The organism is Catellatospora chokoriensis, assembly GCF_011297315.1.
Classification (GTDB): Bacteria; Actinomycetota; Actinomycetes; order Mycobacteriales; family Micromonosporaceae; genus Catellatospora; species Catellatospora citrea.
On record NZ_JAAOTI010000041.1, the window covers coordinates 53,547 to 73,163 of the forward strand.

The 19,617-nt window shown below is 68.2% G+C and carries 33 protein-coding genes; 32 read left to right on the top strand and 1 reads right to left on the bottom strand.

What is annotated here, in order from left to right:
- The first annotated feature begins 182 nt into the window (after window positions 1–182).
- The 32 genes from rpsJ to truA all read left to right on the top strand — a co-directional run bounded on the left by rpsJ (window position 183) and on the right by truA (window position 18,213).
- Window positions 183–491, top strand: a complete 309-nt coding sequence (gene rpsJ / locus HAV39_RS38595; protein ID WP_007073037.1) for a 30S ribosomal protein S10 — start codon at window positions 183–185, stop codon at window positions 489–491.
- Between the two features lie 11 nt (window positions 492–502).
- On the top strand, window positions 503–1,165 hold the full coding sequence (gene rplC, locus HAV39_RS38600) for a 50S ribosomal protein L3 (protein ID WP_120317143.1): 663 nt from the start codon (window positions 503–505) through the stop codon (window positions 1,163–1,165).
- Window positions 1,162–1,806, top strand: a complete 645-nt coding sequence (rplD, locus tag HAV39_RS38605; RefSeq protein WP_191844076.1) for a 50S ribosomal protein L4 — start codon at window positions 1,162–1,164, stop codon at window positions 1,804–1,806. Before rplC ends, rplD begins: the two co-directional genes overlap by 4 nt.
- Window positions 1,803–2,105, top strand: a complete 303-nt coding sequence (gene rplW / locus HAV39_RS38610) for a 50S ribosomal protein L23 (protein WP_120317141.1) — start codon at window positions 1,803–1,805, stop codon at window positions 2,103–2,105. The genes rplD and rplW overlap by 4 nt, the downstream gene beginning before the upstream one ends.
- 13 nt (window positions 2,106–2,118) lie before the next feature.
- Entirely contained in the window at window positions 2,119–2,958 is an 840-nt protein-coding gene (gene rplB, locus HAV39_RS38615; RefSeq protein WP_120317140.1) for a 50S ribosomal protein L2, read from the top strand.
- Window positions 2,959–2,974: 16 nt separating this feature from the next.
- Window positions 2,975–3,256, top strand: coding sequence for a 30S ribosomal protein S19 (gene rpsS, locus HAV39_RS38620; RefSeq protein ID WP_120317139.1), 282 nt, complete (start codon window positions 2,975–2,977; stop codon window positions 3,254–3,256).
- Between the two features lie 34 nt (window positions 3,257–3,290).
- Window positions 3,291–3,764 (top strand): 50S ribosomal protein L22, encoded by a 474-nt coding sequence (gene rplV, locus HAV39_RS38625; protein WP_120317138.1) that lies wholly within the window; start codon window positions 3,291–3,293, stop codon window positions 3,762–3,764.
- Entirely contained in the window at window positions 3,764–4,594 is an 831-nt protein-coding gene (gene rpsC / locus HAV39_RS38630) for a 30S ribosomal protein S3 (RefSeq protein ID WP_120317137.1), read from the top strand. Before rplV ends, rpsC begins: the two co-directional genes overlap by 1 nt.
- Before the next feature lie 3 nt (window positions 4,595–4,597).
- Window positions 4,598–5,023: a 50S ribosomal protein L16 gene (gene rplP / locus HAV39_RS38635; RefSeq protein WP_120317136.1), complete on the top strand. Its 426-nt coding sequence runs from the start codon at window positions 4,598–4,600 to the stop codon at window positions 5,021–5,023.
- Complete coding sequence (gene rpmC / locus HAV39_RS38640) at window positions 5,023–5,253, top strand: 50S ribosomal protein L29 (RefSeq protein ID WP_120321522.1); 231 nt, start codon at window positions 5,023–5,025, stop codon at window positions 5,251–5,253. Before rplP ends, rpmC begins: the two co-directional genes overlap by 1 nt.
- Window positions 5,254–5,258: 5 nt before the next feature.
- On the top strand, window positions 5,259–5,537 hold the full coding sequence (gene rpsQ / locus HAV39_RS38645) for a 30S ribosomal protein S17 (RefSeq protein ID WP_120317135.1): 279 nt from the start codon (window positions 5,259–5,261) through the stop codon (window positions 5,535–5,537).
- 170 nt (window positions 5,538–5,707) lie between these two features.
- A complete protein-coding gene (rplN, locus tag HAV39_RS38650) occupies window positions 5,708–6,076 on the top strand; it encodes a 50S ribosomal protein L14 (RefSeq protein ID WP_117226249.1) in 369 nt (122 codons plus the stop codon).
- Window positions 6,073–6,390: a 50S ribosomal protein L24 gene (rplX, locus tag HAV39_RS38655; RefSeq protein WP_120317134.1), complete on the top strand. Its 318-nt coding sequence runs from the start codon at window positions 6,073–6,075 to the stop codon at window positions 6,388–6,390. The genes rplN and rplX overlap by 4 nt, the downstream gene beginning before the upstream one ends.
- Window positions 6,390–6,959 carry a 50S ribosomal protein L5 gene (gene rplE / locus HAV39_RS38660; RefSeq protein WP_120317133.1) on the top strand — a complete coding sequence of 190 codons (570 nt, stop codon included), beginning with the start codon at window positions 6,390–6,392 and terminating at the stop codon, window positions 6,957–6,959. The genes rplX and rplE overlap by 1 nt, the downstream gene beginning before the upstream one ends.
- 4 nt (window positions 6,960–6,963) lie before the next feature.
- Window positions 6,964–7,149, top strand: a complete 186-nt coding sequence (locus tag HAV39_RS38665) for a type Z 30S ribosomal protein S14 (protein WP_120317132.1) — start codon at window positions 6,964–6,966, stop codon at window positions 7,147–7,149.
- Window positions 7,150–7,219: 70 nt separating this feature from the next.
- Window positions 7,220–7,627 carry a 30S ribosomal protein S8 gene (gene rpsH, locus HAV39_RS38670; protein ID WP_120317131.1) on the top strand — a complete coding sequence of 136 codons (408 nt, stop codon included), beginning with the start codon at window positions 7,220–7,222 and terminating at the stop codon, window positions 7,625–7,627.
- 12 nt (window positions 7,628–7,639) lie between these two features.
- Window positions 7,640–8,191: a 50S ribosomal protein L6 gene (rplF, locus tag HAV39_RS38675; RefSeq protein ID WP_191844077.1), complete on the top strand. Its 552-nt coding sequence runs from the start codon at window positions 7,640–7,642 to the stop codon at window positions 8,189–8,191.
- Entirely contained in the window at window positions 8,188–8,577 is a 390-nt protein-coding gene (gene rplR, locus HAV39_RS38680; RefSeq protein WP_120317129.1) for a 50S ribosomal protein L18, read from the top strand. Before rplF ends, rplR begins: the two co-directional genes overlap by 4 nt.
- Window positions 8,578–8,594: 17 nt before the next feature.
- Window positions 8,595–9,221, top strand: coding sequence for a 30S ribosomal protein S5 (rpsE, locus tag HAV39_RS38685; protein ID WP_120317128.1), 627 nt, complete (start codon window positions 8,595–8,597; stop codon window positions 9,219–9,221).
- 2 nt (window positions 9,222–9,223) lie between these two features.
- Window positions 9,224–9,406, top strand: a complete 183-nt coding sequence (gene rpmD, locus HAV39_RS38690) for a 50S ribosomal protein L30 (RefSeq protein ID WP_120317127.1) — start codon at window positions 9,224–9,226, stop codon at window positions 9,404–9,406.
- Window positions 9,406–9,849 (top strand): 50S ribosomal protein L15, encoded by a 444-nt coding sequence (gene rplO / locus HAV39_RS38695; protein WP_120317126.1) that lies wholly within the window; start codon window positions 9,406–9,408, stop codon window positions 9,847–9,849. Before rpmD ends, rplO begins: the two co-directional genes overlap by 1 nt.
- 313 nt (window positions 9,850–10,162) lie before the next feature.
- Window positions 10,163–11,491, top strand: a complete 1,329-nt coding sequence (gene secY, locus HAV39_RS38700) for a preprotein translocase subunit SecY (RefSeq protein WP_120317125.1) — start codon at window positions 10,163–10,165, stop codon at window positions 11,489–11,491.
- A 70-nt stretch (window positions 11,492–11,561) separates the two neighbouring features.
- Complete coding sequence (locus HAV39_RS38705) at window positions 11,562–12,215, top strand: adenylate kinase (protein ID WP_191844078.1); 654 nt, start codon at window positions 11,562–11,564, stop codon at window positions 12,213–12,215.
- A 223-nt stretch (window positions 12,216–12,438) separates the two neighbouring features.
- On the top strand, window positions 12,439–13,275 hold the full coding sequence (gene map, locus HAV39_RS38710) for a type I methionyl aminopeptidase (protein ID WP_239120611.1): 837 nt from the start codon (window positions 12,439–12,441) through the stop codon (window positions 13,273–13,275).
- Between the two features lie 242 nt (window positions 13,276–13,517).
- Window positions 13,518–13,739, top strand: coding sequence for a translation initiation factor IF-1 (infA, locus tag HAV39_RS38715; RefSeq protein ID WP_007073013.1), 222 nt, complete (start codon window positions 13,518–13,520; stop codon window positions 13,737–13,739).
- Window positions 13,740–13,825: 86 nt separating this feature from the next.
- Window positions 13,826–13,939: a 50S ribosomal protein L36 gene (gene rpmJ / locus HAV39_RS38720; RefSeq protein ID WP_020520458.1), complete on the top strand. Its 114-nt coding sequence runs from the start codon at window positions 13,826–13,828 to the stop codon at window positions 13,937–13,939.
- Window positions 13,940–14,123: 184 nt separating this feature from the next.
- Window positions 14,124–14,504: a 30S ribosomal protein S13 gene (rpsM, locus tag HAV39_RS38725; RefSeq protein ID WP_120317123.1), complete on the top strand. Its 381-nt coding sequence runs from the start codon at window positions 14,124–14,126 to the stop codon at window positions 14,502–14,504.
- Between the two features lie 44 nt (window positions 14,505–14,548).
- On the top strand, window positions 14,549–14,956 hold the full coding sequence (rpsK, locus tag HAV39_RS38730; protein ID WP_120317122.1) for a 30S ribosomal protein S11: 408 nt from the start codon (window positions 14,549–14,551) through the stop codon (window positions 14,954–14,956).
- A gap of 14 nt (window positions 14,957–14,970) precedes the next feature.
- A complete protein-coding gene (rpsD, locus tag HAV39_RS38735) occupies window positions 14,971–15,597 on the top strand; it encodes a 30S ribosomal protein S4 (RefSeq protein ID WP_120317121.1) in 627 nt (208 codons plus the stop codon).
- 91 nt (window positions 15,598–15,688) lie between these two features.
- Entirely contained in the window at window positions 15,689–16,711 is a 1,023-nt protein-coding gene (locus HAV39_RS38740) for a DNA-directed RNA polymerase subunit alpha (protein WP_120317120.1), read from the top strand.
- A 43-nt stretch (window positions 16,712–16,754) separates the two neighbouring features.
- Complete coding sequence (gene rplQ, locus HAV39_RS38745) at window positions 16,755–17,243, top strand: 50S ribosomal protein L17 (RefSeq protein WP_120317119.1); 489 nt, start codon at window positions 16,755–16,757, stop codon at window positions 17,241–17,243.
- A gap of 130 nt (window positions 17,244–17,373) precedes the next feature.
- On the top strand, window positions 17,374–18,213 hold the full coding sequence (gene truA / locus HAV39_RS38750) for a tRNA pseudouridine(38-40) synthase TruA (protein WP_191844079.1): 840 nt from the start codon (window positions 17,374–17,376) through the stop codon (window positions 18,211–18,213).
- 94 nt (window positions 18,214–18,307) lie between these two features.
- On the opposite strand, the gene HAV39_RS38755 is transcribed toward truA, so the two are convergent.
- A partial coding sequence (locus tag HAV39_RS38755; protein ID WP_191844080.1) for a hypothetical protein occupies window positions 18,308–19,617 on the bottom strand: 1,310 nt, incomplete at its 5' end.

Consider the following 19,617-nt stretch of genomic DNA (forward strand, 5'->3'; position numbering starts at 1 on the left):
GCCTCTGACGTGAAGCTCCTGTGATCGGGCGTGATGCCCGTTGAGCCAAGGCAAATGACCTTTTAATAGGGAATCAGTCTGGTTCAGCGCGCGACACGCCCGACCGCGGGGGTCGGACAGGGGGCAGGCCCCACCGTCTGCCGCCGCAGGTAGCGGCTTGAGAGAAGGAAACAGAAGCCACCATGGCGGGACAGAAGATCCGCATCCGGCTCAAGGCCTACGACCACGAGGTCGTCGATTCCTCGGCACGGAAGATCGTCGAGACGGTGACCCGTACGGGTGCGCAGGTCGCAGGGCCGGTGCCACTGCCCACGGAGATCAACCGTTTCTGCGTGATCCGTTCGCCGCACAAGTACAAGGACTCGCGCGAGCACTTCGAGATGCGCACGCACAAGCGTCTGATCGACATCATCGACCCGACCCCGAAGACGGTCGACTCGCTCATGCGACTCGATCTGCCGGCTGGCGTCGACATCGAGATCAAGCTGTAGGGACCGGACTGATGGACAGGCAAGTTAAGGGCATCCTGGGCGCCAAGCTCGGCATGACTCAGGTCTGGGACAACAACAAAGTCGTCCCCGTGACCGTGGTGCAGGCCGGCCCGTGCGTCGTCACCCAGGTTCGTACCACTGAGAAGGACGGCTACCAGGCCGTTCAGCTGGCTTTCGGCGCGATCAACCCGCGCAAGGTGAGCCAGCCCAAGGCGGGCCACTTCGCCAAGGCGAACGTCGCCCCCCGCCGGCACATCGTCGAGCTGCGCACCACTGACGCGGACTCGTACGAGCTCGGCCAGGAGGTCACCGTCGACACGTTCGCGGCCGGACAGGCCATCGACGTGACCGGCAAGACCAAGGGCAAGGGCTTCGCCGGTGTCATGAAGCGCCACGGCTTCCACGGCCTCAAGGCCAGCCACGGCGTCGAGCGCAAGCACCGCTCGCCCGGTTCGATCGGCGCGTGCGCCACGCCGGGTCGCGTGTTCAAGGGCGTCCGCATGGCGGGCCGCATGGGTGGCGTGCGCTACACCGCGCCCGGCCTCACCGTGCACGCCGTGGACCTCGAGAACAACCTGCTGCTCGTGAAGGGCGCCATCCCGGGCCCCAAGGGTGCGCTGGTGCTCGTTCGCAGCGCCGCGAAGACGAAGAAGAAGGGTGGTGCCTCGAAGTGACCACGGTTGACGTGATCAGCGCTGAGGGCGCCAAGGCCGGCTCGGTCGAGCTGCCCGCTGAAATCTTCGACGTGCAGGCGAACATCTCGCTGATGCACCAGGTCGTGGTGGCCCAGCTGGCCGCCGCGCGCCAGGGCACGCACAAGGCGAAGAGCCGCGGCGAGGTCGCCGGTGGCGGCAAGAAGCCGTACAAGCAGAAGGGCACCGGTCGCGCCCGCCAGGGCTCGATCCGCGCGCCGCAGTTCGCCGGCGGTGGCGTCGTCCACGGCCCGGTGCCGCGTGACTACAGCCAGCGGACCCCGAAGAAGATGAAGGCCGCCGCCCTGCGCGGTGCCCTGTCGGACCGGGCCCGCAACGGCCTGCTGCACGTGGTCGACGCGTTCGTGGCCGGCGAGACGCCGTCGACGAAGGCCGCCCTGGCCACGATCCAGAAGGTCGCGGGCGACGCTCCGCGCGTGCTGGTCGTGCTCGGCGCCAACGACGAGGTCAACTGGGTGAGCCTGCGCAACCTGCCGCAGGTGCACCTGATCGAGGCCGGGCAGCTCAACACGTACGACGTGCTCGTCAGCGACGCGGTGGTCTTCACCACCGAGGCGCTCGAGGAGTTCCTGGGCGTGCCCGCTGAGGAGGGTTCCAAGTGACGACGATTGCCGACCCGCGCGACATCATCGTCGCTCCGGTGGTCTCGGAGAAGAGCTACGGCGAGCTCAACCGCAACTGGTACACCTTCCTGGTGCACCCGGACGCGAACAAGACCGAAATCAAGATCGCTATTCAGCAGATCTTCAATGTTCGGGTGCTGACGGTGAACACGCTCAACCGTGAGGGCAAGCGCAAGCGCACCCGCACCGGCTGGGGTCAGCGCAAGGCGACGAAGCGCGCGATGGTGAAGCTCGCCGAAGGCGACCGCATCGAGGCCTTCGGCGGACCGGTGAGCTGAGGGGTATAAGACAATGGGTATCCGTAAGTACAAGCCGACGACGCCCGGTCGCCGTGGCTCCAGCGTCGCCGACTTCACCGAGGTCACCCGGTCGACGCCGGAGAAGTCGCTCGTCGTTCCGCTGCCGAAGAAGGGCGGTCGTAACGTTCACGGCCGCATCACCACGCGGCACCAGGGCGGCGGCCACAAGCGTCAGTACCGGCTGATCGACTTCAAGCGGGTGGACAAGGACGGCGTGCCGGCCAAGGTCGCGCACATCGAGTACGACCCCAACCGCACCGCGCGCATCGCGCTGCTGCACTACGTCGACGGCGAGAAGCGCTACATCGTCGCGCCGAAGGACCTGAAGCAGGGCGACCCGGTCGAGTCGGGTCCCGGCGCGGACATCAAGCCGGGCAACAACCTGCCGCTGCGCAACATCCCGGTCGGTACGACCGTGCACTGCGTGGAGCTGCGTCCGGGCGGCGGCGCCAAGCTGGCCCGCTCGGCCGGCGTCGGCGTCCAGCTGCTGGGCCGCGAGGAGGACTACGCCACGCTGCGTATGCCTTCTGGCGAGATCCGCAAGGTGGACGTCCGCTGCCGCGCGACGGTCGGCGAGATCGGCAATGCCGAGCAGTCGAACATCAACTGGGGCAAGGCCGGTCGTATGCGGTGGAAGGGCAAGCGCCCGACCGTCCGTGGTGTCGCCATGAACCCGGTCGACCACCCGCACGGTGGTGGTGAGGGTAAGACCTCCGGTGGTCGCCACCCGGTGAACCCGGCTGGTAAGCCCGAGGGTCGTACCCGCCGCAAGGGCCAGGCGAGCGACAAGCTGATCGTCCGCCGCCGCTACGCCACCCGCAAGCGCGGGTAATAGGGAGAGCTGACAGATGCCTCGCAGCCTGAAGAAGGGCCCCTTCATCGACGACCACCTGCTCAAGAAGGTGGAAGTGCAGAACGAAAAGGGCACCAAGAACGTCATCAAGACCTGGTCGCGGCGTTCGACGATCATCCCGGACATGCTGGGCCACACGATCGCCGTGCACGACGGGCGCAAGCACGTCCCGGTGTTCGTGTCGGAGGCGATGGTCGGGCACAAGCTCGGCGAGTTCGCGCTGACCCGCACGTTCAAGGGTCACGAGAAGGACGACCGGAAGAGTCGCCGTCGCTGACGGCGGACCGTAATAAGGATTTAGGGGAAACACGATGCCTACGAATGACGCGCAGGCCGCGCCGGGCGCCCGTGCGGTCGCCCGCCACGTGCGCCTGTCCGCCAGCAAGGCGCGCCGTGTGGTCAACCTCGTCCGCGGTCTGCCCGCGAAGGAGGCACTGACGGTGCTCCAGTTCGCGCCGCAGGCGGCGAGCGAGCCGGTCTACAAGGTGCTGGCCAGCGCTATCGCCAACGCTGAGAACAACGAGCGTCTCGACCCGGACGCGCTGCTGGTCAGCGCTGCCTACGTGGACGAGGGCCCGACGCTGAAGCGGTTCCGGCCGCGGGCGCAGGGCCGGGCTTACCGGATCCGCAAGCGCACCTGCCACATCACCGTCGAGGTGGAGGCAGTCGCGCCGAAGGCGCCGGTCCGCAAGGCCACCGCCGCCGCGAAGGCGACGCCGGCCAAGGCCACCAAGGCCGCCGCGAAGCCCGAGGTTGAGGCCGCCGAGCAGGAGGAGACCAAGTAATGGGTCAGAAAGTCCACCCGATTGGGTTCCGGCTCGGCATCTCGACCGACTGGAAGTCCCGCTGGTACGCCGACAAGCTCTACAAGGACTACATCGGCGAGGACGTCGCGATCCGCCGCATGATGGCCAAGGGCCTCGAGCGCGCCGGTATCTCGAAGGTCGAGATCGAGCGCACCCGTGACAAGGTCCGCATCGACATCCACACCGCCCGGCCGGGCATCGTCATCGGCCGGAAGGGTGCGGAGGCCGAGCGCCTGCGCGGCGAGCTCGAGAAGCTCACCAAGAAGCAGGTCCAGCTGAACATCCTCGAGGTCAAGAACCCCGAGTCGGACGCTCAGCTGGTCTCGCAGGGCATCGCCGAGCAGCTCTCGGGCCGCGTGGCGTTCCGCCGGGCGATGCGCAAGGCGATCCAGTCGGCCATGAAGAACCCGATGGTCAAGGGCATCCGTGTCCAGGTCTCGGGCCGCCTCGGCGGCGCCGAGATGAGCCGCACGGAGTTCTACCGTGAGGGTCGCGTGCCGCTGCACACGCTGCGCGCCAACATCGAGTACGGCTTCTTCGAGGCCCGTACCACCTTCGGCCGTATCGGCGTGAAGGTTTGGATCTACAAGGGTGACGCCGTGCCGGGTCGCGAGACCCCGGCCGAGGCTCCGGGCCGCCAGCGCCGTGAAGGCCGTGGCGGCGAGCGGTCCGAGCGACCGCGCCGTGGCCGTTCGGGTGCCACCGGCACGACCGGTGCAGGCACCGAGGCCGGCCGTGCGGCCGCCGCGGAGCTCACCAAGGACAACGCCGAGGCGGCTCCGGCCGCACCGGTTGAGCAGGAGGGCTGAACAATGCTGATGCCGCGTAAGCCTCCGAATGGCTTCCGCAAGCCGCACCACCCCGACCGTTCCGGTCGGAGCAAGGGCGGCAACCGGGTGGTGTTCGGCGAGTTCGGCATCCAGGCGCTCGAGCCGGCGTACGTCACCAACCGGCAGATCGAGTCGGCGCGTATCGCCATGACCCGTCACATCAAGCGTGGTGGCAAGGTCTGGATCACGGTCTTCCCGGACCAGGCCCTGACCAAGAAGCCCGCCGAGACCCGCATGGGTTCCGGCAAGGGCTCGCCCGAGTGGTGGGTGGCGAACGTCAAGCCGGGACGCGTTCTCTTCGAGATGGCGTTCCCGAACGAGGAGATTGCTCGTGAGGCCATGCGCCGCGCGATCCACAAGCTCCCGATGAAGTGCCGAATCGTGAAGCGCGAAGTGGGTGAGGCGTGATGGCAGCCGGTACCAAGGCAGCCGAGCTGCGCGAGAGTTCCTCCGAGGAACTGGTCGCGAAGCTGCGGGAGGCCAAGGCGGAGCTGTTCAACCTCCGCGTCCAGGGTGCGACCGGCCAGCTCGACAACAACCGTCGGCTGGATGTGGTCCGTCGCGAGATCGCCCGGATCTACACGATCATGCGCGAGCGTGAGCTGGGGCTCTCGGCCGCGCCTACTGAGGTGGCGTAGGGAACATGAGCGAGACCAACGAGAACGCAGTCGACCGGAACCGGCGTAAGGTACGCGAGGGCCTGGTCGTCAGCGACAAGATGGACAAGACCGTCGTCGTGGCGGTCGAGGACCGGGTCAAGCACTCGCTGTACGGCAAGGTTCTTCGCCGTAGCAGCAAGCTGAAGGCGCACGACGAGCAGAACGCGTGCGGCATCGGTGACCGGGTGCTGCTCATGGAGACCCGTCCGCTGTCCGCCACCAAGCGGTGGCGGGTCGTGGAGATCCTCGAGAAGGCCAAGTGACCCTGCCTCCGGCAGGTTCGCCGGCCGCCTAGCGGCCGAAGATCAGATAGCCGGCCGGGACGCCCTGTGGGGCGTTCCGGGCGGTTCGAGTTCCGCCAGGCTCCGCCCGCGCAGTGCGGGTCCCCCCGAAACCGGGCGGGCGGAGAACCGGCAGACATACAGGAGTTGACGTGATCCAGCAGGAGTCGCGACTGCGAGTCGCCGACAACACGGGTGCCCGGGAGATTCTGTGCATCCGCGTTCTCGGTGGTTCGGGTCGGCGCTACGCGAGCATCGGCGACGTCATCGTGGCCACCGTCAAGGACGCCATCCCCGGTGCCGGTGTGAAGAAGGGTGACGTCGTCAAGGCCGTCATCGTTCGCACCGTCAAGGAGCGGCGCCGTCCCGACGGCTCGTACATCCGCTTCGACGAGAACGCCGCCGTCATCATCAAGGACGGCGGGGACCCGCGCGGAACCCGTATCTTCGGCCCGGTTGGCCGTGAGCTGCGGGACAAGCGCTTCATGAAGATCATCAGCCTTGCCCCGGAGGTGCTGTGACCATGAAGGTCAAGAAGGGCGACAAGGTCAAGGTCATCGCCGGCAAGGACAAGGGCAAGGAGGGTACGGTCATCGCGGCCTACCCCCGGACCGAGAAGATCCTGGTCGAGGGCGTTAACCGGATCACCAAGCACGAGAAGATCCGCACCACCCAGCGTGGCGCCAAGACCGGCGGCATCATCACCCAGGAGGCGCCGATCCACGTCTCCAACGTGATGGTGGTCGAGGACGGCAAGCCCGTCCGGGTCGGCTACAAGATCGACGAGAACGGCGTGAAGACCCGCGTCTCCCGTCGTACCGGCAAGGAGCTGTGATGACGACGGCGACCGAGACCAAGACCATGCCGCGTCTCAAGGAGCGTTACCGCGCCGAGGTTGCGGGCCAGCTGCGCGAGCAGTTCGGCTTCGCCAACCCGATGCAGGTGCCGGGCCTGGTGAAGATCGTGGTCAACATGGGCGTCGGCGAGGCGGCCCGTGACTCGAAGAAGATCGACGGTGCGGTCAAGGACCTCACCGCGATCACCGGCCAGAAGCCGCAGATCCGCAAGGCCACCAAGTCCATCGCGCAGTTCAAGCTGCGTGAGGGTATGCCGATCGGCGCGAAGGTGACCCTGCGCGGCGACCGGATGTGGGAGTTCCTGGACCGGCTGCTGTCGATCGCACTGCCGCGTATCCGCGACTTCCGCGGTCTGGACGGGCGCAAGCTCGACGGTCACGGCAACTACACCTTCGGTCTCACCGAGCAGTCGGTCTTCCACGAGATCGACCAGGACCGGATCGACGCGGTCCGCGGCATGGACATCACGCTGGTGACCACTGCCAAGACCGACGATGAGGGCCGGGCGCTGCTCAAGCTCCTGGGCTTCCCGTTCAAGGAGAACTGAGCACATGGCCAAGAAGGCGCTGATCATCAAGGCTGCGGCCAAGCCGAAGTTCGCGGTGCGCGCGTACACCCGGTGCCAGAAGTGCGGCCGGCCGAAGGCCGTCTACCGCAAGTTCGGGCTCTGCCGGGTCTGTGTTCGGGACATGGCTCACAAGGGTGAGCTGCCCGGCGTGTCCAAGGCTTCCTGGTAAATCCAAGGCTTCCCCTTCGCCGTAGGCCCGGTGTGACACCGGGAACCGCGGCGAGAAAGGCTGATAAACAATGACGATGACCGACCCGATTGCAGACATGCTCACGCGTCTGCGCAACGCCAACCAGGCGTACCACGACCGGGTGGCGATGCCCTACTCGAAGATCAAGGCGAACGTCGCCGAGGTTCTCAAGGCCGAGGGCTACATCGCCGCCTGGGCTGTCGAGGAGCCCGCCGAGGGTGCCGTCGGCAAGAGCCTGATCGTCGAACTGAAGTTCGGCCCGAACCGGGAGCGGAGCCTGGCCGGCATCCGGCGTGTCTCCAAGCCCGGCCTGCGGGTTTACGCCAAGTCCCCGGAGCTGCCGCGTGTTCTCGGCGGTCTGGGTGTGGCGATTATTTCGACGTCTCAGGGGCTGCTCACCGACCGGCAGGCCCGTAAGCGCGGGGTGGGCGGGGAAGTCCTCGCCTACGTCTGGTGAGGAAGGTCTGCAATGTCGCGAATCGGACGTAAGCCGATCCCGGTGCCTTCCGGCGTCGAGATCACCATCGATGGCCAGACCGTCAAGGTCAAGGGCCCCAAGGGCGAGCTTCAGCACACGCTGAGCGAGCCGATCATCGCCGAGCGCGGTGAGAGCGGCGAGCTGCTCGTCACCCGCCCGAACGATGAGCGTCGTGCCAAGGAGCTGCACGGTCTCTCCCGTACCCTGGTCGCCAACATGATCGTCGGCGTCACCGAGGGCTACAAGAAGAGCCTGGAGATCAACGGTACGGGTTACCGCGTCACCGCCAAGGGTTCGGAGCTCGAGTTCGCGCTCGGCTTCTCGCACCCGGTCGTCGTGGCCCCCCCGGCCGGCATCACCTTCGCGGTGGAGCGGCCGACGCTGTTCCACATCTCGGGCATCGACAAGCAGCTTGTCGGTGAGATCGCCGCCAACATTCGGAAGATCCGCCCGCCGGAGCCCTACAAGGGCAAGGGCGTCAAGTACCAGGGCGAGGTCATCCGCCGCAAGGCCGGTAAGGCTGGAAAGGCAGGTAAGAAGTGACCGCCACGCTGCTCAAGCGCCGCAACGGCGTCGCCGCCAAGCGGGCCGTCGGCAAGGCGCGTCGGCACTTCCGCATCCGCCGGAACCTCAGCGGCACTGCCGAGCGCCCCCGCCTGGTCGTCAACCGCACGCTCCGCCACATCTGGGTCCAGATCGTGGATGACACCAAGGGTCACACCGTGGTGTCCGCCTCGAGCATGGATGCCTCGATCAAGGGCGCCGAGGGCGACAAGAGCGCCATCGCCGGCAAGGTGGGCGCTCTGCTCGCCGACCGGGCGAAGGCCGCTGGTATCACCAAGGTCGTCTTCGACCGCGGTGGCAACCGCTACGCGGGCCGCATCGCGGCTCTGGCGGAAGCCGCGCGCGGCGCTGGACTCGAGTTCTAGGAAAGGTGGCTGGGATAATGCCAGGACCACAACGCCGGGGCACGGGTTCCGGTAGCAGTGAGGGCGGCGACCGCGGTGGTCGCGAGCGCCGTGGCCGCGGCGACGGCCGTGGCAACGCGCCGGTCGAGAAGACCCCGCATCTCGAGCGGGTCGTCACGATCAACCGTGTTGCCAAGGTCGTCAAGGGCGGTCGGCGCTTCAGCTTCACCGCGCTGGTGATCGTCGGCGACGGCGAGGGCAACGTGGGCGTCGGCTACGGCAAGGCCAAGGAGGTGCCCGCGGCGATCGCCAAGGGCGTCGAGGAGGCCAAGAAGCACTTCTTCCGGGTTCCCCGGATCGGCTCCACCATCCCGCACCCCGTGCAGGGTGAGGCGGCGGCCGGTGTGGTGCTGCTCAAGCCGGCCAGCGCCGGTACCGGTGTCATCGCCGGCGGCCCGGTTCGCGCCGTGCTGGAGTGCGTGGGCATCCACGACGTGCTGTCGAAGAGCCTCGGCTCCTCGAACCCGATCAACATCGTGCACGCCACGGTCGCCGCGCTGAAGATGCTGGAGTCCCCGGAGGCCATCGCGGCTCGCCGTGGGCTGCCGGTCGAGGACGTCGCGCCGGCCGCGCTGCTGGCCGCGCGTGCGGGAGCGGGTGCGTAACGATGGCACGTTTGAAGGTCACCCAGTTGCGGTCCGACATCGGGCGCAAGCGCAACCAGCGCGAGTCGCTGCGTTCGCTCGGGCTCAAGCGGATCAACGACGTGGTGGTGAAAGAGGACCGTCCCGAGATTCGGGGCATGATCTTCGCGGTCAGCCACCTCGTGAAGGTCGAGGAGGTTGAGTAATGACGATCAAGATCCACCACCTCCGCCCGGCGCCCGGTGCCAAGACCGCCAAGACCCGTGTGGGTCGTGGTGAGGGTTCCAAGGGCAAGACCGCCGGTCGCGGTACCAAGGGTACGAAGGCCCGCTACCAGGTGAAGCCGTCGTTTGAGGGTGGGCAGATGCCTATCCACATGCGGCTTCCGAAGATGAAGGGCTTCCGGAACAAGTTCAAGGTCGTGTTCCAGGTCGTGAACCTGGACCGGCTCGCCGAGCTGTTCCCCAACGGCGGCCAGGTCGGCCCGCTGGAGCTGGCCGAGGCCGGTGCCGTCCGCAAGGGCCACCCGGTCAAGGTGCTCGGCACCGGCGAGCTCGGCGGCGTGAAGCTCCAGGTGTCGGCGCACGGTTTCAGCGCCACCGCCAAGGAGAAGATCGCAGCCGCCGGCGGCTCCGTGACGGAGCTGTAAGCGACAGTCGCAGACGTGGCGCCCGACCGACTTAGGTCGGGCGCCACGCTCGGCTTCGGGCATCTGCAGGCAAGGCGCAGGTCGTTGCCACTGGGCACGAGCGCCGCCAGGGCCTAGGCTGGCACAGATATGTGCCGCGCAGACCTGACCATTGAGGGTCGGGACTGTTAGAGTCCGATCCCAGCTACGCGTAAACTGCGCGTGGCGCGGTGAAGGCCGACCGTAATGGTCGCGGCTCAGCCGAACCAAGTCACCAGTCACGCCCCTTACACGACAGCCACCGGCCCCCGGTGCCGCGCGCAGGAGGAAGAAGTTGCTCTCCGCTTTTGTCAGTGCGTTCAAGACGCCTGACCTGCGCAAGAAGATTCTGTTCACACTCGGGATCATCGCGCTCTATCGCCTCGGTGCCACGCTGCCCAGCCCCGGTGTCTCGTACGGGAACGTGCAGAAGTGCATCACCGCCATGGAGTCGGGTGCCGAGAACGGCGTCTTCACGCTCCTTAACCTCTTCTCCGGCGGCGCTCTGCTGTCCCTGTCGGTCTTCGCGCTCGGCATCATGCCGTACATCACGGCGTCGATCATCCTGCAGCTGCTCACCGTGGTCATTCCGCGTCTGGAGCAGCTCCGCAAGGAGGGCCAGTCCGGCCAGGCGAAGATCACCCAGTACACGCGTTACCTGACCCTGGGCCTCGCCGTCCTGCAGTCCTCGGCCTTCGTGGCCCTGGCGCGTTCCGGCCAGCTGTTCCAGGGCGCCTGCGACGCGTTCCCGATCGTGCCGAACACCCCGATGCCGCAGTGGGTCACGCTGACCGCGCTGGTCGTCACCATGACCGCCGGCACCGGCGTCGTGATGTGGCTCGGTGAGCTCATCACCGACCGCGGCGTGGGCAACGGCATGTCCGTCCTCATCTTCACCTCCATCGCCGCCCGCCTCCCCAGTGAGGGCTGGCAGCTGAAGGAGTCCAAGGGCTGGTGGGGCTTCGTCGGCGTGCTGGCGCTCGTCGTCGTGGTCATCGCGCTGGTGGTGTACATCGAGCAGGCGCAGCGCCGCATCCCGGTGCAGTACGCCAAGCGCATGGTCGGCCGGCGGATGTACGGCGGCACCTCGACCTACATCCCGCTGAAGGTCAACCAGGCGGGTGTCATCCCGGTCATCTTCGCGTCCTCGCTGCTCTACCTGCCCACGCTGGCCCTGCAGTTCATGGACCAGAACAACCCGGGCAAGGTCCAGCTCTGGCTGCGCGACTACCTGACCGACCCCAGCAAGTGGAGCTACATCCTGCTCTACTTCCTGATGATCATCTTCTTCACCTACTTCTACGTCTCGATCACGTTCAACCCGACCGAGATCGCGGACAACATGAAGAAGTACGGCGGCTTCGTGCCGGGTATCCGGCCGGGCAAGCCCACCGCCGACTACCTCGACTTCATCCTGAGCCGGATCACCCTGCCGGGCGCGCTCTACCTCGGCATCATCGCGATCCTGCCGAACATGTTCTTCATCTGGCTCGACTCCCAGAGCTACCAGAACTTCCCGTTCGGTGGCACCGCGGTGCTGATCATGGTGGGTGTGGGTCTGGAGACCGTCAAGCAGATCGAGAGCCAGCTCATGCAGCGCAGCTACGAGGGATTCCTTCGATGAGCCAGCGGGCGCAGCGGATCGGCGGCGCGTTCTCGCGCCGCCGGTTCGCCGGTTTTAGTGAGGTGTCGTGATGAGGCTGGTGCTGGTGGGTCCGCCGGGAGCGGGCAAGGGAACGCAGGCGGAGTTCATCGCCTCGCACCTGTCCGTGCCGAAGATCTCGACGGGTGACATCTTCCGGGCCAACGTCTCGCAGGGCACCCCGCTGGGCCTGGAGGCCAAGCGCTACATGGACTCGGGCGGCCTGGTGCCGGACGAGGTCACCATCAACATGGTGCGCGGCCGCCTGGCCGAGCCCGACGCCGCCGACGGCTTCCTGCTCGACGGCTTCCCGCGCACCGTGCCCCAGGCCGTGGCGCTGGACAAGATGCTCGCCGACACGGGCGCGAACCTGGACCTGGTGCTGGAGCTCATCGTCGACAACGACGAGGTCATCCGGCGCCTGTCCGGCCGGCGCACCTGCCACGGCTGCGGCAAGATCTGGCACATCGAGTTCGACGCGTCGAGCCGGGAAGGCCTCTGCGACCGCTGCGGCGGCGAGCTCTACCAGCGCGACGACGACAAGGCCGAGACGATCGCGGAGCGCCTGAAGGTGTACGCCCGCGACACCGCCCCCCTCGTCGACCACTACGGCGCGCAGGGCCGCCTCGTCGGGATCGACGCCACCGGGCCAGTGGAGGACGTCACCGAGCGGGCCATCAACGAGCTGCGCTCGTTCAGCGCGTAGCATTGCCTGGCGCTCGGCGGTGGGGCCGGCGCCTGCGAGGGTCAGTCACTGCACTCGCCGGACGCGGACGGATCGGTCACGGTTCGCCCCGCGCCCAGGCGGCGGTCTGCCGCCGTCCGTGCGACGGCGGAGTGCTCACCCCGCGGTCGTGAGGCGAAAAAGCGCCAGACGGTCCCCGCCGGGCAGGAAACGCCCGGCAGGACCGGGCCGGTGGGGGAAGGCAATGGCCGAGCACATGGACATCGAGATCAAGACGCCTGAGCAGCTGCACCTGATGCGTGCGGCCGGGCTCGTGGTGGCGGCGGCGCTGGCGGCGGCCCGTGAGGCGGTCAAGCCCGGGGTCAGCACCGCCGAGCTGGACGCCGTTGCCGAGGACGTGATCCGGTCGCACGGGGCGATCCCGTCGTTCAAGGGCTACCACGGCTTCCCGGGCACGATCTGCTCGTCGGTGAACGAGCAGATCGTGCACACCATCCCGAACCCCAAGCACGTGCTGGCCGAGGGCGACCTGATCTCGATCGACTGCGGCGCCATCCTGAACGGCTGGCACGGCGACGCGGCGATCACGGTCGGCGTCGGGGAGACCCGGCCCGATCTGCTGCGCATGGCCGAGGTGGCCGAGGAGTCCATGTGGGCCGGGATCGCCGCCGCGGCGCGTGGCGTGCGATCGGGCAATGGACGCCTGACCGACATCTCGTGGGCCGTGGAGTCGGCGGTGCGCAAGGCGCCCCGCAAGTACGGCATCGTCAAGGGATACGGCGGCCACGGCATCGGCACCGCCATGCACCAGGACCCGCACATCCACAACCACGGCCGGCCGGGCCGCGGCCCGAAGCTGGTCCCCGGGATGGCCCTGGCCATCGAACCGATGATCACGATGGGCTCGGCCCGCACCGTGGAGCTGAGCGACGGCTGGACCGTGGTCACCACCGACGGCTCGCACGCCGCGCACGTCGAGCACTCCATCGGCCTGTTCGAAGACGGCGTATGGGTCCTCACCGCCCCCGACGGCGGCCGCGCCCGCCTCGGCGACCTGCTCACCACCGCCGCCACCGCCTGAGCATCCCGATCCGCGGCAGGGCGGGTGTGCGATCCGACACTCCCGGCCGCGGGGGTCGGGGGGTGGTTTGGTATCGATGCCGAGGTGGGCGTAGACTGGCCAATCGGCGCACCGCGTCCACTCCGCCATGCTCCCCGCGCTTCGGGGGTCCGGCGGAACCGCGGCTGGCGCGATCCGGTTCCACCGGGTCGTGATGGACCAGGTGAGCCGACCCATTCACCCTATGTCAGGTAGCGGAGGATATGCCGAAGAAGGACGGGGCCATCGAGATCGAGGGCCGAGTTATCGAGCCACTCCCGAACGCCATGTTCCGGGTCGAGCTCGCTAACGGCCACAAGGTCTTGGCCCACATCAGCGGCAAGATGCGTCAGCACTACATTCGCATCCTGCCCGAGGACCGGGTCGTCGTCGAGCTCTCGCCGTACGACCTCACCCGCGGGCGGATCGTCTACCGCTACAAGTAATCGAACTGACTCCACCGGGGTGAGTCCGTGTCCGTCTTTCCCTGGCTCGACCATGCGCGGGCCGGGAATAGCAGCAAAGGCGAGCCGTGAAGGTCAAGCCGAGTGTCAAGAAGATCTGCAACAAGTGCCGCGTCATTCGCCGGCACGGCCGGGTCATGATCATTTGTGACGACCCGCGCCACAAGCAGCGCCAGGGCTGATTCCAGCTCCTGACGACGCCTGTCGTTGCAGCATCACCAGCAATAGCTCGTTCCAGCCGCGGGAACGCTCCGACTCGTCGGACAGCTCTGCGGATCAACCCCCGGTCGGAGGCCGGGGCCCCATCTGGGCAGATGGGGGATGGATCGGGCGCAGACCTCCGCGAACAACGAGGAGCAGCCCGCAATGGCACGTCTCGTCGGCGTCGATCTTCCCCGCGAAAAGCGGCTGGAGATCGCGCTTACCTACATCTACGGCATCGGCCGCACCCGCTCGGTGGAGCTGTGCTCCGCCACGGGCATCGACCCGAACAAGCGGGCGAAGGACCTCTCCGACGAAGAGGTCGTCCAGCTTCGTGACTACATCGAAGCGAACTTCAAGGTTGAAGGTGACCTGCGCCGCGAGGTCGCCGCTGACATCCGCCGCAAGGTGGAGATCGGTTGCTACGAGGGCATCCGGCACCGCAAGGGCCTGCCTGTCCGTGGACAGCGCACTCGCACGAACGCTCGTACCCGCAAGGGCCCGAAGCGCACCGTGGCCGGCAAGAAGAAGGCCGGCAAGAAGTAAGCCTGTCCCGTTAGCAATCGCATCTAGAAGGAGCGCATAAAGATATGCCACCCAAGGCACGCGCTGGGGCCGCAGTAAAGAAGGTCCGGCGCAAAGAACGCAAGAACGTCTCCCACGGGCAGGCGCACATCAAGAGCACGTTCAACAACACCATCGTGTCCATCACGGACCCGACCGGTGCTGTGATCTCGTGGGCCTCCGCCGGCCAGGTCGGCTTCAAGGGCTCGCGCAAGTCGACTCCGTTCGCCGCCCAGCTGGCCGCCGAGGCCGCCGCGCGTCGCGCGATGGAGCACGGCATGCGCAAGGTCGACGTGTTCGTCAAGGGTCCGGGCTCTGGCCGTGAGACCGCCATCCGTTCGCTGACCGCTGCCGGTCTCGAGGTCGGGCAGATCTCCGACGTCACGCCGCAGCCGCACAACGGATGCCGTCCGCCCAAGCGTCGCCGGGTCTAAGGGGAGATAGACAAATGGCTCGTTACACCGGCGCAGACTGCCGCCGTTGCCGTCGTGAGAAGGTCAAGCTGTTCCTCAAGGGCAGCAAGTGCGATGGGCCCAAGTGCCCGTTCGAGTCGCGCCCCTTCCCTCCCGGCCAGCACGGCCGCGGTCGCACCAAGGAGTCCGAGTACCTGCTGCAGCTTCGTGAGAAGCAGAAGGCCCGTCGTATCTACGGCGTGCTGGAGAAGCAGTTCCGCGGCTACTACGAAGAGGCCAACCGCAAGTCGGGCAAGACGGGTGAGGTTCTGCTGCAGATCCTCGAGTCGCGCCTCGACAACGTGGTCTACCGGGCCGGCCTGGCCAAGTCCCGTGACCACGCCCGTCAGGTCGTGAAGCACGGTCACTTCCTGGTCAACGGCAAGAAGGTCGACATCCCGTCGTACCGCGTCACCGAGCACGACATCGTCGAGGTCCGGGGCAAGTCCCGCGAGCTCACGCCGTTCGTGGTGGCGCAGGCGGAGGCCGGCTCTCGCGGCGTTCCGGCCTGGCTGGAGGTCATCCCCAGCCAGTTCAAGGTCCTCGTGCACTCGCTTCCGGCCCGCCAGGTGATCGACACCCAGGTCCAGGAGCAGCTGATCGTCGAGCTCTACTCCAAGTAGTAGTGCTCTGGCCGGTGCGGCGTCATGCCGCACCGGCCGCCGTTACGCGTGGCGTCAAATAGTGGGCGCCCAACGTAGAGGAGTTCACCCAGTGCTTATCTCTCAGCGGCCGACTCTCACCGAAGAGTCGATCAACGAGACCCGCTCCCGGTTCACCATCGAGCCGCTCGAGCCCGGGTTCGGCTACACCCTCGGCAACTCGCTGCGTCGTACGCTGCTCAGCTCGATCCCGGGCGCGGCCGTCACCAGCATCAAGATCGACGGTGTGCTGCACGAGTTCACCACGATCCCCGGTGTCAAGGAGGACGTGGTCGAGCTGGTCATGAACGTCAAGGATCTGTGCGTCTCGTCGGAGCACGACGAGCCGGTCAGCATGTACCTGCGCAAGCAGGGTCCTGGCGACGTGACCGCCGGCGACATCCAGCCCCCGGCCGGAGTCTCCGTGCACAACCCGGACCTCAAGCTCGCGACCCTGAACGGCAAGGGCCGGCTCGACATGGAGCTGACCGTCGAGCGGGGCCGGGGTTACGTCACGGCGGCGCAGAACAAGAACGCCGGCGCCGAGATCGGCCGCATCCCGGTCGACTCGATCTACTCGCCGGTGCTCAAGGTGACGTACCGCGTCGAGGCGACCCGTGTCGAGCAGCGCACCGACTTCGACCGTCTGATCATCGACGTCGAGTCGAAGGCGTCCATCTCGCCGCGGACCGCGCTGGCGTCGGCCGGTTCCACCCTGGTGGAGCTGTTCGGCCTCTGCCGTGAGCTGGACGAGACCGCCGAGGGCATCGACATCGGTCCGTCGCCGCAGGACGCGCAGCTCGCTGCCGACCTGGCGCTGCCGATCGAGGAGCTGGACCTCACCGTCCGCTCCTACAACTGCCTCAAGCGCGAGGGCATCAACTCCGTCGGTGAGCTCATCGGGCGCACCGAGGCGGACCTGCTCGACATAAGGAACTTCGGGCAGAAGTCCATCGACGAGGTGAAGATGAAGCTCGCCGGGATGGGTCTGGGGCTGAAGGACTCGGCTCCGAACTTCGACCCGGCCCACGTCGTGGACTCCTACGGCGACGCCGATTACGACACTGACGACTACCGCGAGACCGAGCAGCTGTAACCGAACCTGCCTCGGCAGCTCGGATAGACATCAAGGAGCACCAATGCCCACGCCCACCAAGGGTCCCCGCCTCGGGGGCAGCCCCGCGCACGAGCAGCTGATCCTGGCCAACCTGGCCACGGCGCTGTTCAAGCACGGCCGCATCACCACCACCGAGACCAAGGCCAAGCGGCTGCGCCCGCTGGCCGAGCGGCTCATCACCAAGGCCAAGCGGGACGACCTGGCGGCTCGCCGCGAGGTCCGCAAGACGATCGGCGAGCGGGACACCTTCGTGGCCCTGTTCGAGCAGATCGCGCCGCGCTTCGCGAACCGTCCCGGTGGCTACACCCGGATCGTGAAGACCGGCCCGCGCAAGGGTGACGCCGCTCCGATGGCGATCATCGAGCTGGTCGAGGAGCTCGAGGTGGCGGCGCCCGCGGCGCCGGCTAAGGCTGCCAAGGCCCAGGCCAAGAAGGCCGCTCAGGAGGACAAGGTCGCCGTCCTGTCCGGCGAGGCTGACGAGGCCGCCGACGAGGCTGCCGACAAGGCCTGAGTTTCATCCGGTCGGAGCTCCTCTTCCGCTGCTCGCGCAGCCGGGAGGGGAGCTTCGCCGTATCCGCGGGCCTACGCCTGCGTGCACGCCGTCGCGGGGCGGATCCCGGGCGGCAGAGGAGGAGTGGGAGATGGCGCGGGTACGGCTGGACGTCGGTTACGACGGCACGGACTTCTCCGGCTGGGCGGCGCAACCGGGTCGGCGTACCGTCGCCGGAGTCCTGCTCGCCGAGCTGGAGAAGGTGTTCGGGCCGGGCAACCCGAGCGGGCTGACGGTGGCCGGGCGCACCGACGCCGGGGTGCACGCGACCGGCCAGGTGTGCCACGTCGACCTGCCCGACGAGCGCTGGCTGGCGCTCGCCCCGACGCTGGTGCGCCGGCTGGCGGGGCTGCTGCCCGGGGACGTCCGGGTGTGGTCGGCCCGGGAGGTCCCGCCGGCGTTCGACGCGCGCTTCTCGGCGCTGTGGCGGCGCTACGAGTACCGGGTGACCGACACCGAGGCGGGCCCGAGCCCGCTGCGCCGCCACGACACCCTGTTCTGGCTGCGCCCGCTCGACCTCGACCGGCTCAACGCGGCCGCGGCCGGGCTGTGCGGGGAGCACGACTTCGCGGCGTTCTGCAAGCGCAAGGAACACGCGACCACCATCCGGCACATCACCGCCATGTCGTGGCGGCGCGAAACCGACGGCATCCTGGTGGCGACGGTGCAGGCCGACGCGTTCTGCCAGTCGATGGTGCGCAGCCTGGTCGGGGCGATGCTGACGGTGGGCGACGGCCGGCGGGAGCCGGGCTGGCCGGCGTCCCTGCTGAGCCGCACCGAGCGCGTGAGCGATGTGCTGGTCGCCCCGCCGCACGGGCTGAACCTGATCGCCGTGGGCTATCCGGACGAGGCGGAGTTCGCGGCCCGCGCGGACCAGACCCGCAACCTGCGCGGCGTGCCCGCGGGCCTGCGTACGGCCGACCCGGCCTGACGGCCGCAGCTGCGCAGCTCGCCGCTGGGTGAGCGTTAAGAAGGGCACCTTCTACAACGCATAGCGTTAAGAAGGTGCCCTTCCTTTGTTCGGGTCAGCTGGCGGAGGGGGCCGGGTCGCCCGTGGGGGCGATGGGGTCGCTGGCGCGGTCTTCGAGGACCTTGCCGCGCAGGTAGAACTCGATCACGTCGAAGAGGATCTGCTTGGCGAACGGGTCGCCGATCGGGATCTCCTCGCCGTCGGACCGGGCGATCACGCAGTAGACCAGGTAGTGGCCGCGGATGTTCCAGCCGGCATGGGTCGAGGCCAGGGCCAGCGGCTTGGTGATGCTCTTGTTGGCCTGGCGGTCGGGCGCGTAGCCGAGGAAGCGCCCCTTGCCGTTGTCGACGATCGGCTTGATCGCCTCGTACGCCTTCTCCGCGTTGGCGACCGTGTCCAGGTTCACGATGCCGCCGGTGACCAGGTAGGCGCCGTTGGGTGAGCGCATCGTGCCGCGCACCACCTGGGAGCAGCCCAGGTCGGTGATCAGTTTGCTGAGCTCGCCGCTGGCGGCCGCCCGGCAGTCGGTGAGCACCTGCGGCTTGATGACCGCGTACACCTCGGTCGGCTTGGCCGGGTCGATGACGATCTGCTTGCCGGGGAAGACCTCGTTGGCGGTGAGCGGCTTCGGGTCGACCTCGCGGGAGGTGATGTCGACGGCGGTGGCGGTCGGCGGCGGCGAGCTGTTGGCCTGCGCGCCGGTGCCCTGCTTCTCGTCCAGCACCATGAGGAACGAGCCGACGCCGCACACGGTCAGCACGGCCAGCACGCCGAGCACGCTCAGCGCCTTCTTCCAGCGGCTGGACATGTTCTGATTCGCGGCCAGCCGTTGCCAGCCGGCGGCCACGACGGGCTCGCCGGCCACCGCCGGGCGCGGCCCGGTGCGCCGCGCCGGAGACAGGGGCGGCGGGGGCGGCGGCGCGATGGTGGGCCGGGTGGGTGGCGGCGGCGCGACCCGCACCGGCATCGCCGGGTTCGGCGCGGTGCGCGGCGGCATGCCGGGACGGTCGGGTGCGATGCCGGGAGACACCGGGGTCGCGGGCGGCGCGGAGCGCTGCCGCGGCTCGGTGACGTTGCGGCGGGGCGGGGCGCCAGGAGGGGCGGCTGGCGGGGCGCCAGGCGCGAATCCGCGCCGCATGGTGGGTGGAGGGTCCTCGACGCCGCGCGGACGCGCCAGCGCGCCGTTGCGGGCACCGGGAGGCTCGCCGGGCACATTGCGCCGGGGCGGCTCGCCGATGCGCGGCTCGCCACGGCGCGGCGGTTCGTAGCCCTGCGGTCCGGCGGGGGACCGGGGGCCCGGCGCCGGACCGGGGCCGTCGCCCCGCGCCGGCTGCTGCGGCGGCACGGCCCGCCCGCCGGACCGGC

What these genes read in the sequence shown, in the direction of transcription:
- rpsJ (WP_007073037.1), top strand. Translation starts at nt 183, where the DNA reads ATGGCGGGACAGAAGATCCGCATCCGGCTCAAGGCCTACGACCACGAG.
- rplC (WP_120317143.1), top strand. Translation starts at nt 503, where the DNA reads ATGGACAGGCAAGTTAAGGGCATCCTGGGCGCCAAGCTCGGCATGACT.
- rplB (WP_120317140.1), top strand. Translation starts at nt 2,119, where the DNA reads ATGGGTATCCGTAAGTACAAGCCGACGACGCCCGGTCGCCGTGGCTCC.
- rpsS (WP_120317139.1), top strand. Translation starts at nt 2,975, where the DNA reads ATGCCTCGCAGCCTGAAGAAGGGCCCCTTCATCGACGACCACCTGCTC.
- rplV (WP_120317138.1), top strand. Translation starts at nt 3,291, where the DNA reads ATGCCTACGAATGACGCGCAGGCCGCGCCGGGCGCCCGTGCGGTCGCC.
- rpsC (WP_120317137.1), top strand. Translation starts at nt 3,764, where the DNA reads ATGGGTCAGAAAGTCCACCCGATTGGGTTCCGGCTCGGCATCTCGACC.
- rplP (WP_120317136.1), top strand. Translation starts at nt 4,598, where the DNA reads ATGCTGATGCCGCGTAAGCCTCCGAATGGCTTCCGCAAGCCGCACCAC.
- rpmC (WP_120321522.1), top strand. Translation starts at nt 5,023, where the DNA reads ATGGCAGCCGGTACCAAGGCAGCCGAGCTGCGCGAGAGTTCCTCCGAG.
- rpsQ (WP_120317135.1), top strand. Translation starts at nt 5,259, where the DNA reads ATGAGCGAGACCAACGAGAACGCAGTCGACCGGAACCGGCGTAAGGTA.
- rplE (WP_120317133.1), top strand. Translation starts at nt 6,390, where the DNA reads ATGACGACGGCGACCGAGACCAAGACCATGCCGCGTCTCAAGGAGCGT.
- HAV39_RS38665 (WP_120317132.1), top strand. Translation starts at nt 6,964, where the DNA reads ATGGCCAAGAAGGCGCTGATCATCAAGGCTGCGGCCAAGCCGAAGTTC.
- rpsH (WP_120317131.1), top strand. Translation starts at nt 7,220, where the DNA reads ATGACGATGACCGACCCGATTGCAGACATGCTCACGCGTCTGCGCAAC.
- rplF (WP_191844077.1), top strand. Translation starts at nt 7,640, where the DNA reads ATGTCGCGAATCGGACGTAAGCCGATCCCGGTGCCTTCCGGCGTCGAG.
- rpsE (WP_120317128.1), top strand. Translation starts at nt 8,595, where the DNA reads ATGCCAGGACCACAACGCCGGGGCACGGGTTCCGGTAGCAGTGAGGGC.
- rpmD (WP_120317127.1), top strand. Translation starts at nt 9,224, where the DNA reads ATGGCACGTTTGAAGGTCACCCAGTTGCGGTCCGACATCGGGCGCAAG.
- rplO (WP_120317126.1), top strand. Translation starts at nt 9,406, where the DNA reads ATGACGATCAAGATCCACCACCTCCGCCCGGCGCCCGGTGCCAAGACC.
- HAV39_RS38705 (WP_191844078.1), top strand. Translation starts at nt 11,562, where the DNA reads ATGAGGCTGGTGCTGGTGGGTCCGCCGGGAGCGGGCAAGGGAACGCAG.
- map (WP_239120611.1), top strand. Translation starts at nt 12,439, where the DNA reads ATGGCCGAGCACATGGACATCGAGATCAAGACGCCTGAGCAGCTGCAC.
- infA (WP_007073013.1), top strand. Translation starts at nt 13,518, where the DNA reads ATGCCGAAGAAGGACGGGGCCATCGAGATCGAGGGCCGAGTTATCGAG.
- rpsM (WP_120317123.1), top strand. Translation starts at nt 14,124, where the DNA reads ATGGCACGTCTCGTCGGCGTCGATCTTCCCCGCGAAAAGCGGCTGGAG.
- rpsK (WP_120317122.1), top strand. Translation starts at nt 14,549, where the DNA reads ATGCCACCCAAGGCACGCGCTGGGGCCGCAGTAAAGAAGGTCCGGCGC.
- rpsD (WP_120317121.1), top strand. Translation starts at nt 14,971, where the DNA reads ATGGCTCGTTACACCGGCGCAGACTGCCGCCGTTGCCGTCGTGAGAAG.
- rplQ (WP_120317119.1), top strand. Translation starts at nt 16,755, where the DNA reads ATGCCCACGCCCACCAAGGGTCCCCGCCTCGGGGGCAGCCCCGCGCAC.
- truA (WP_191844079.1), top strand. Translation starts at nt 17,374, where the DNA reads ATGGCGCGGGTACGGCTGGACGTCGGTTACGACGGCACGGACTTCTCC.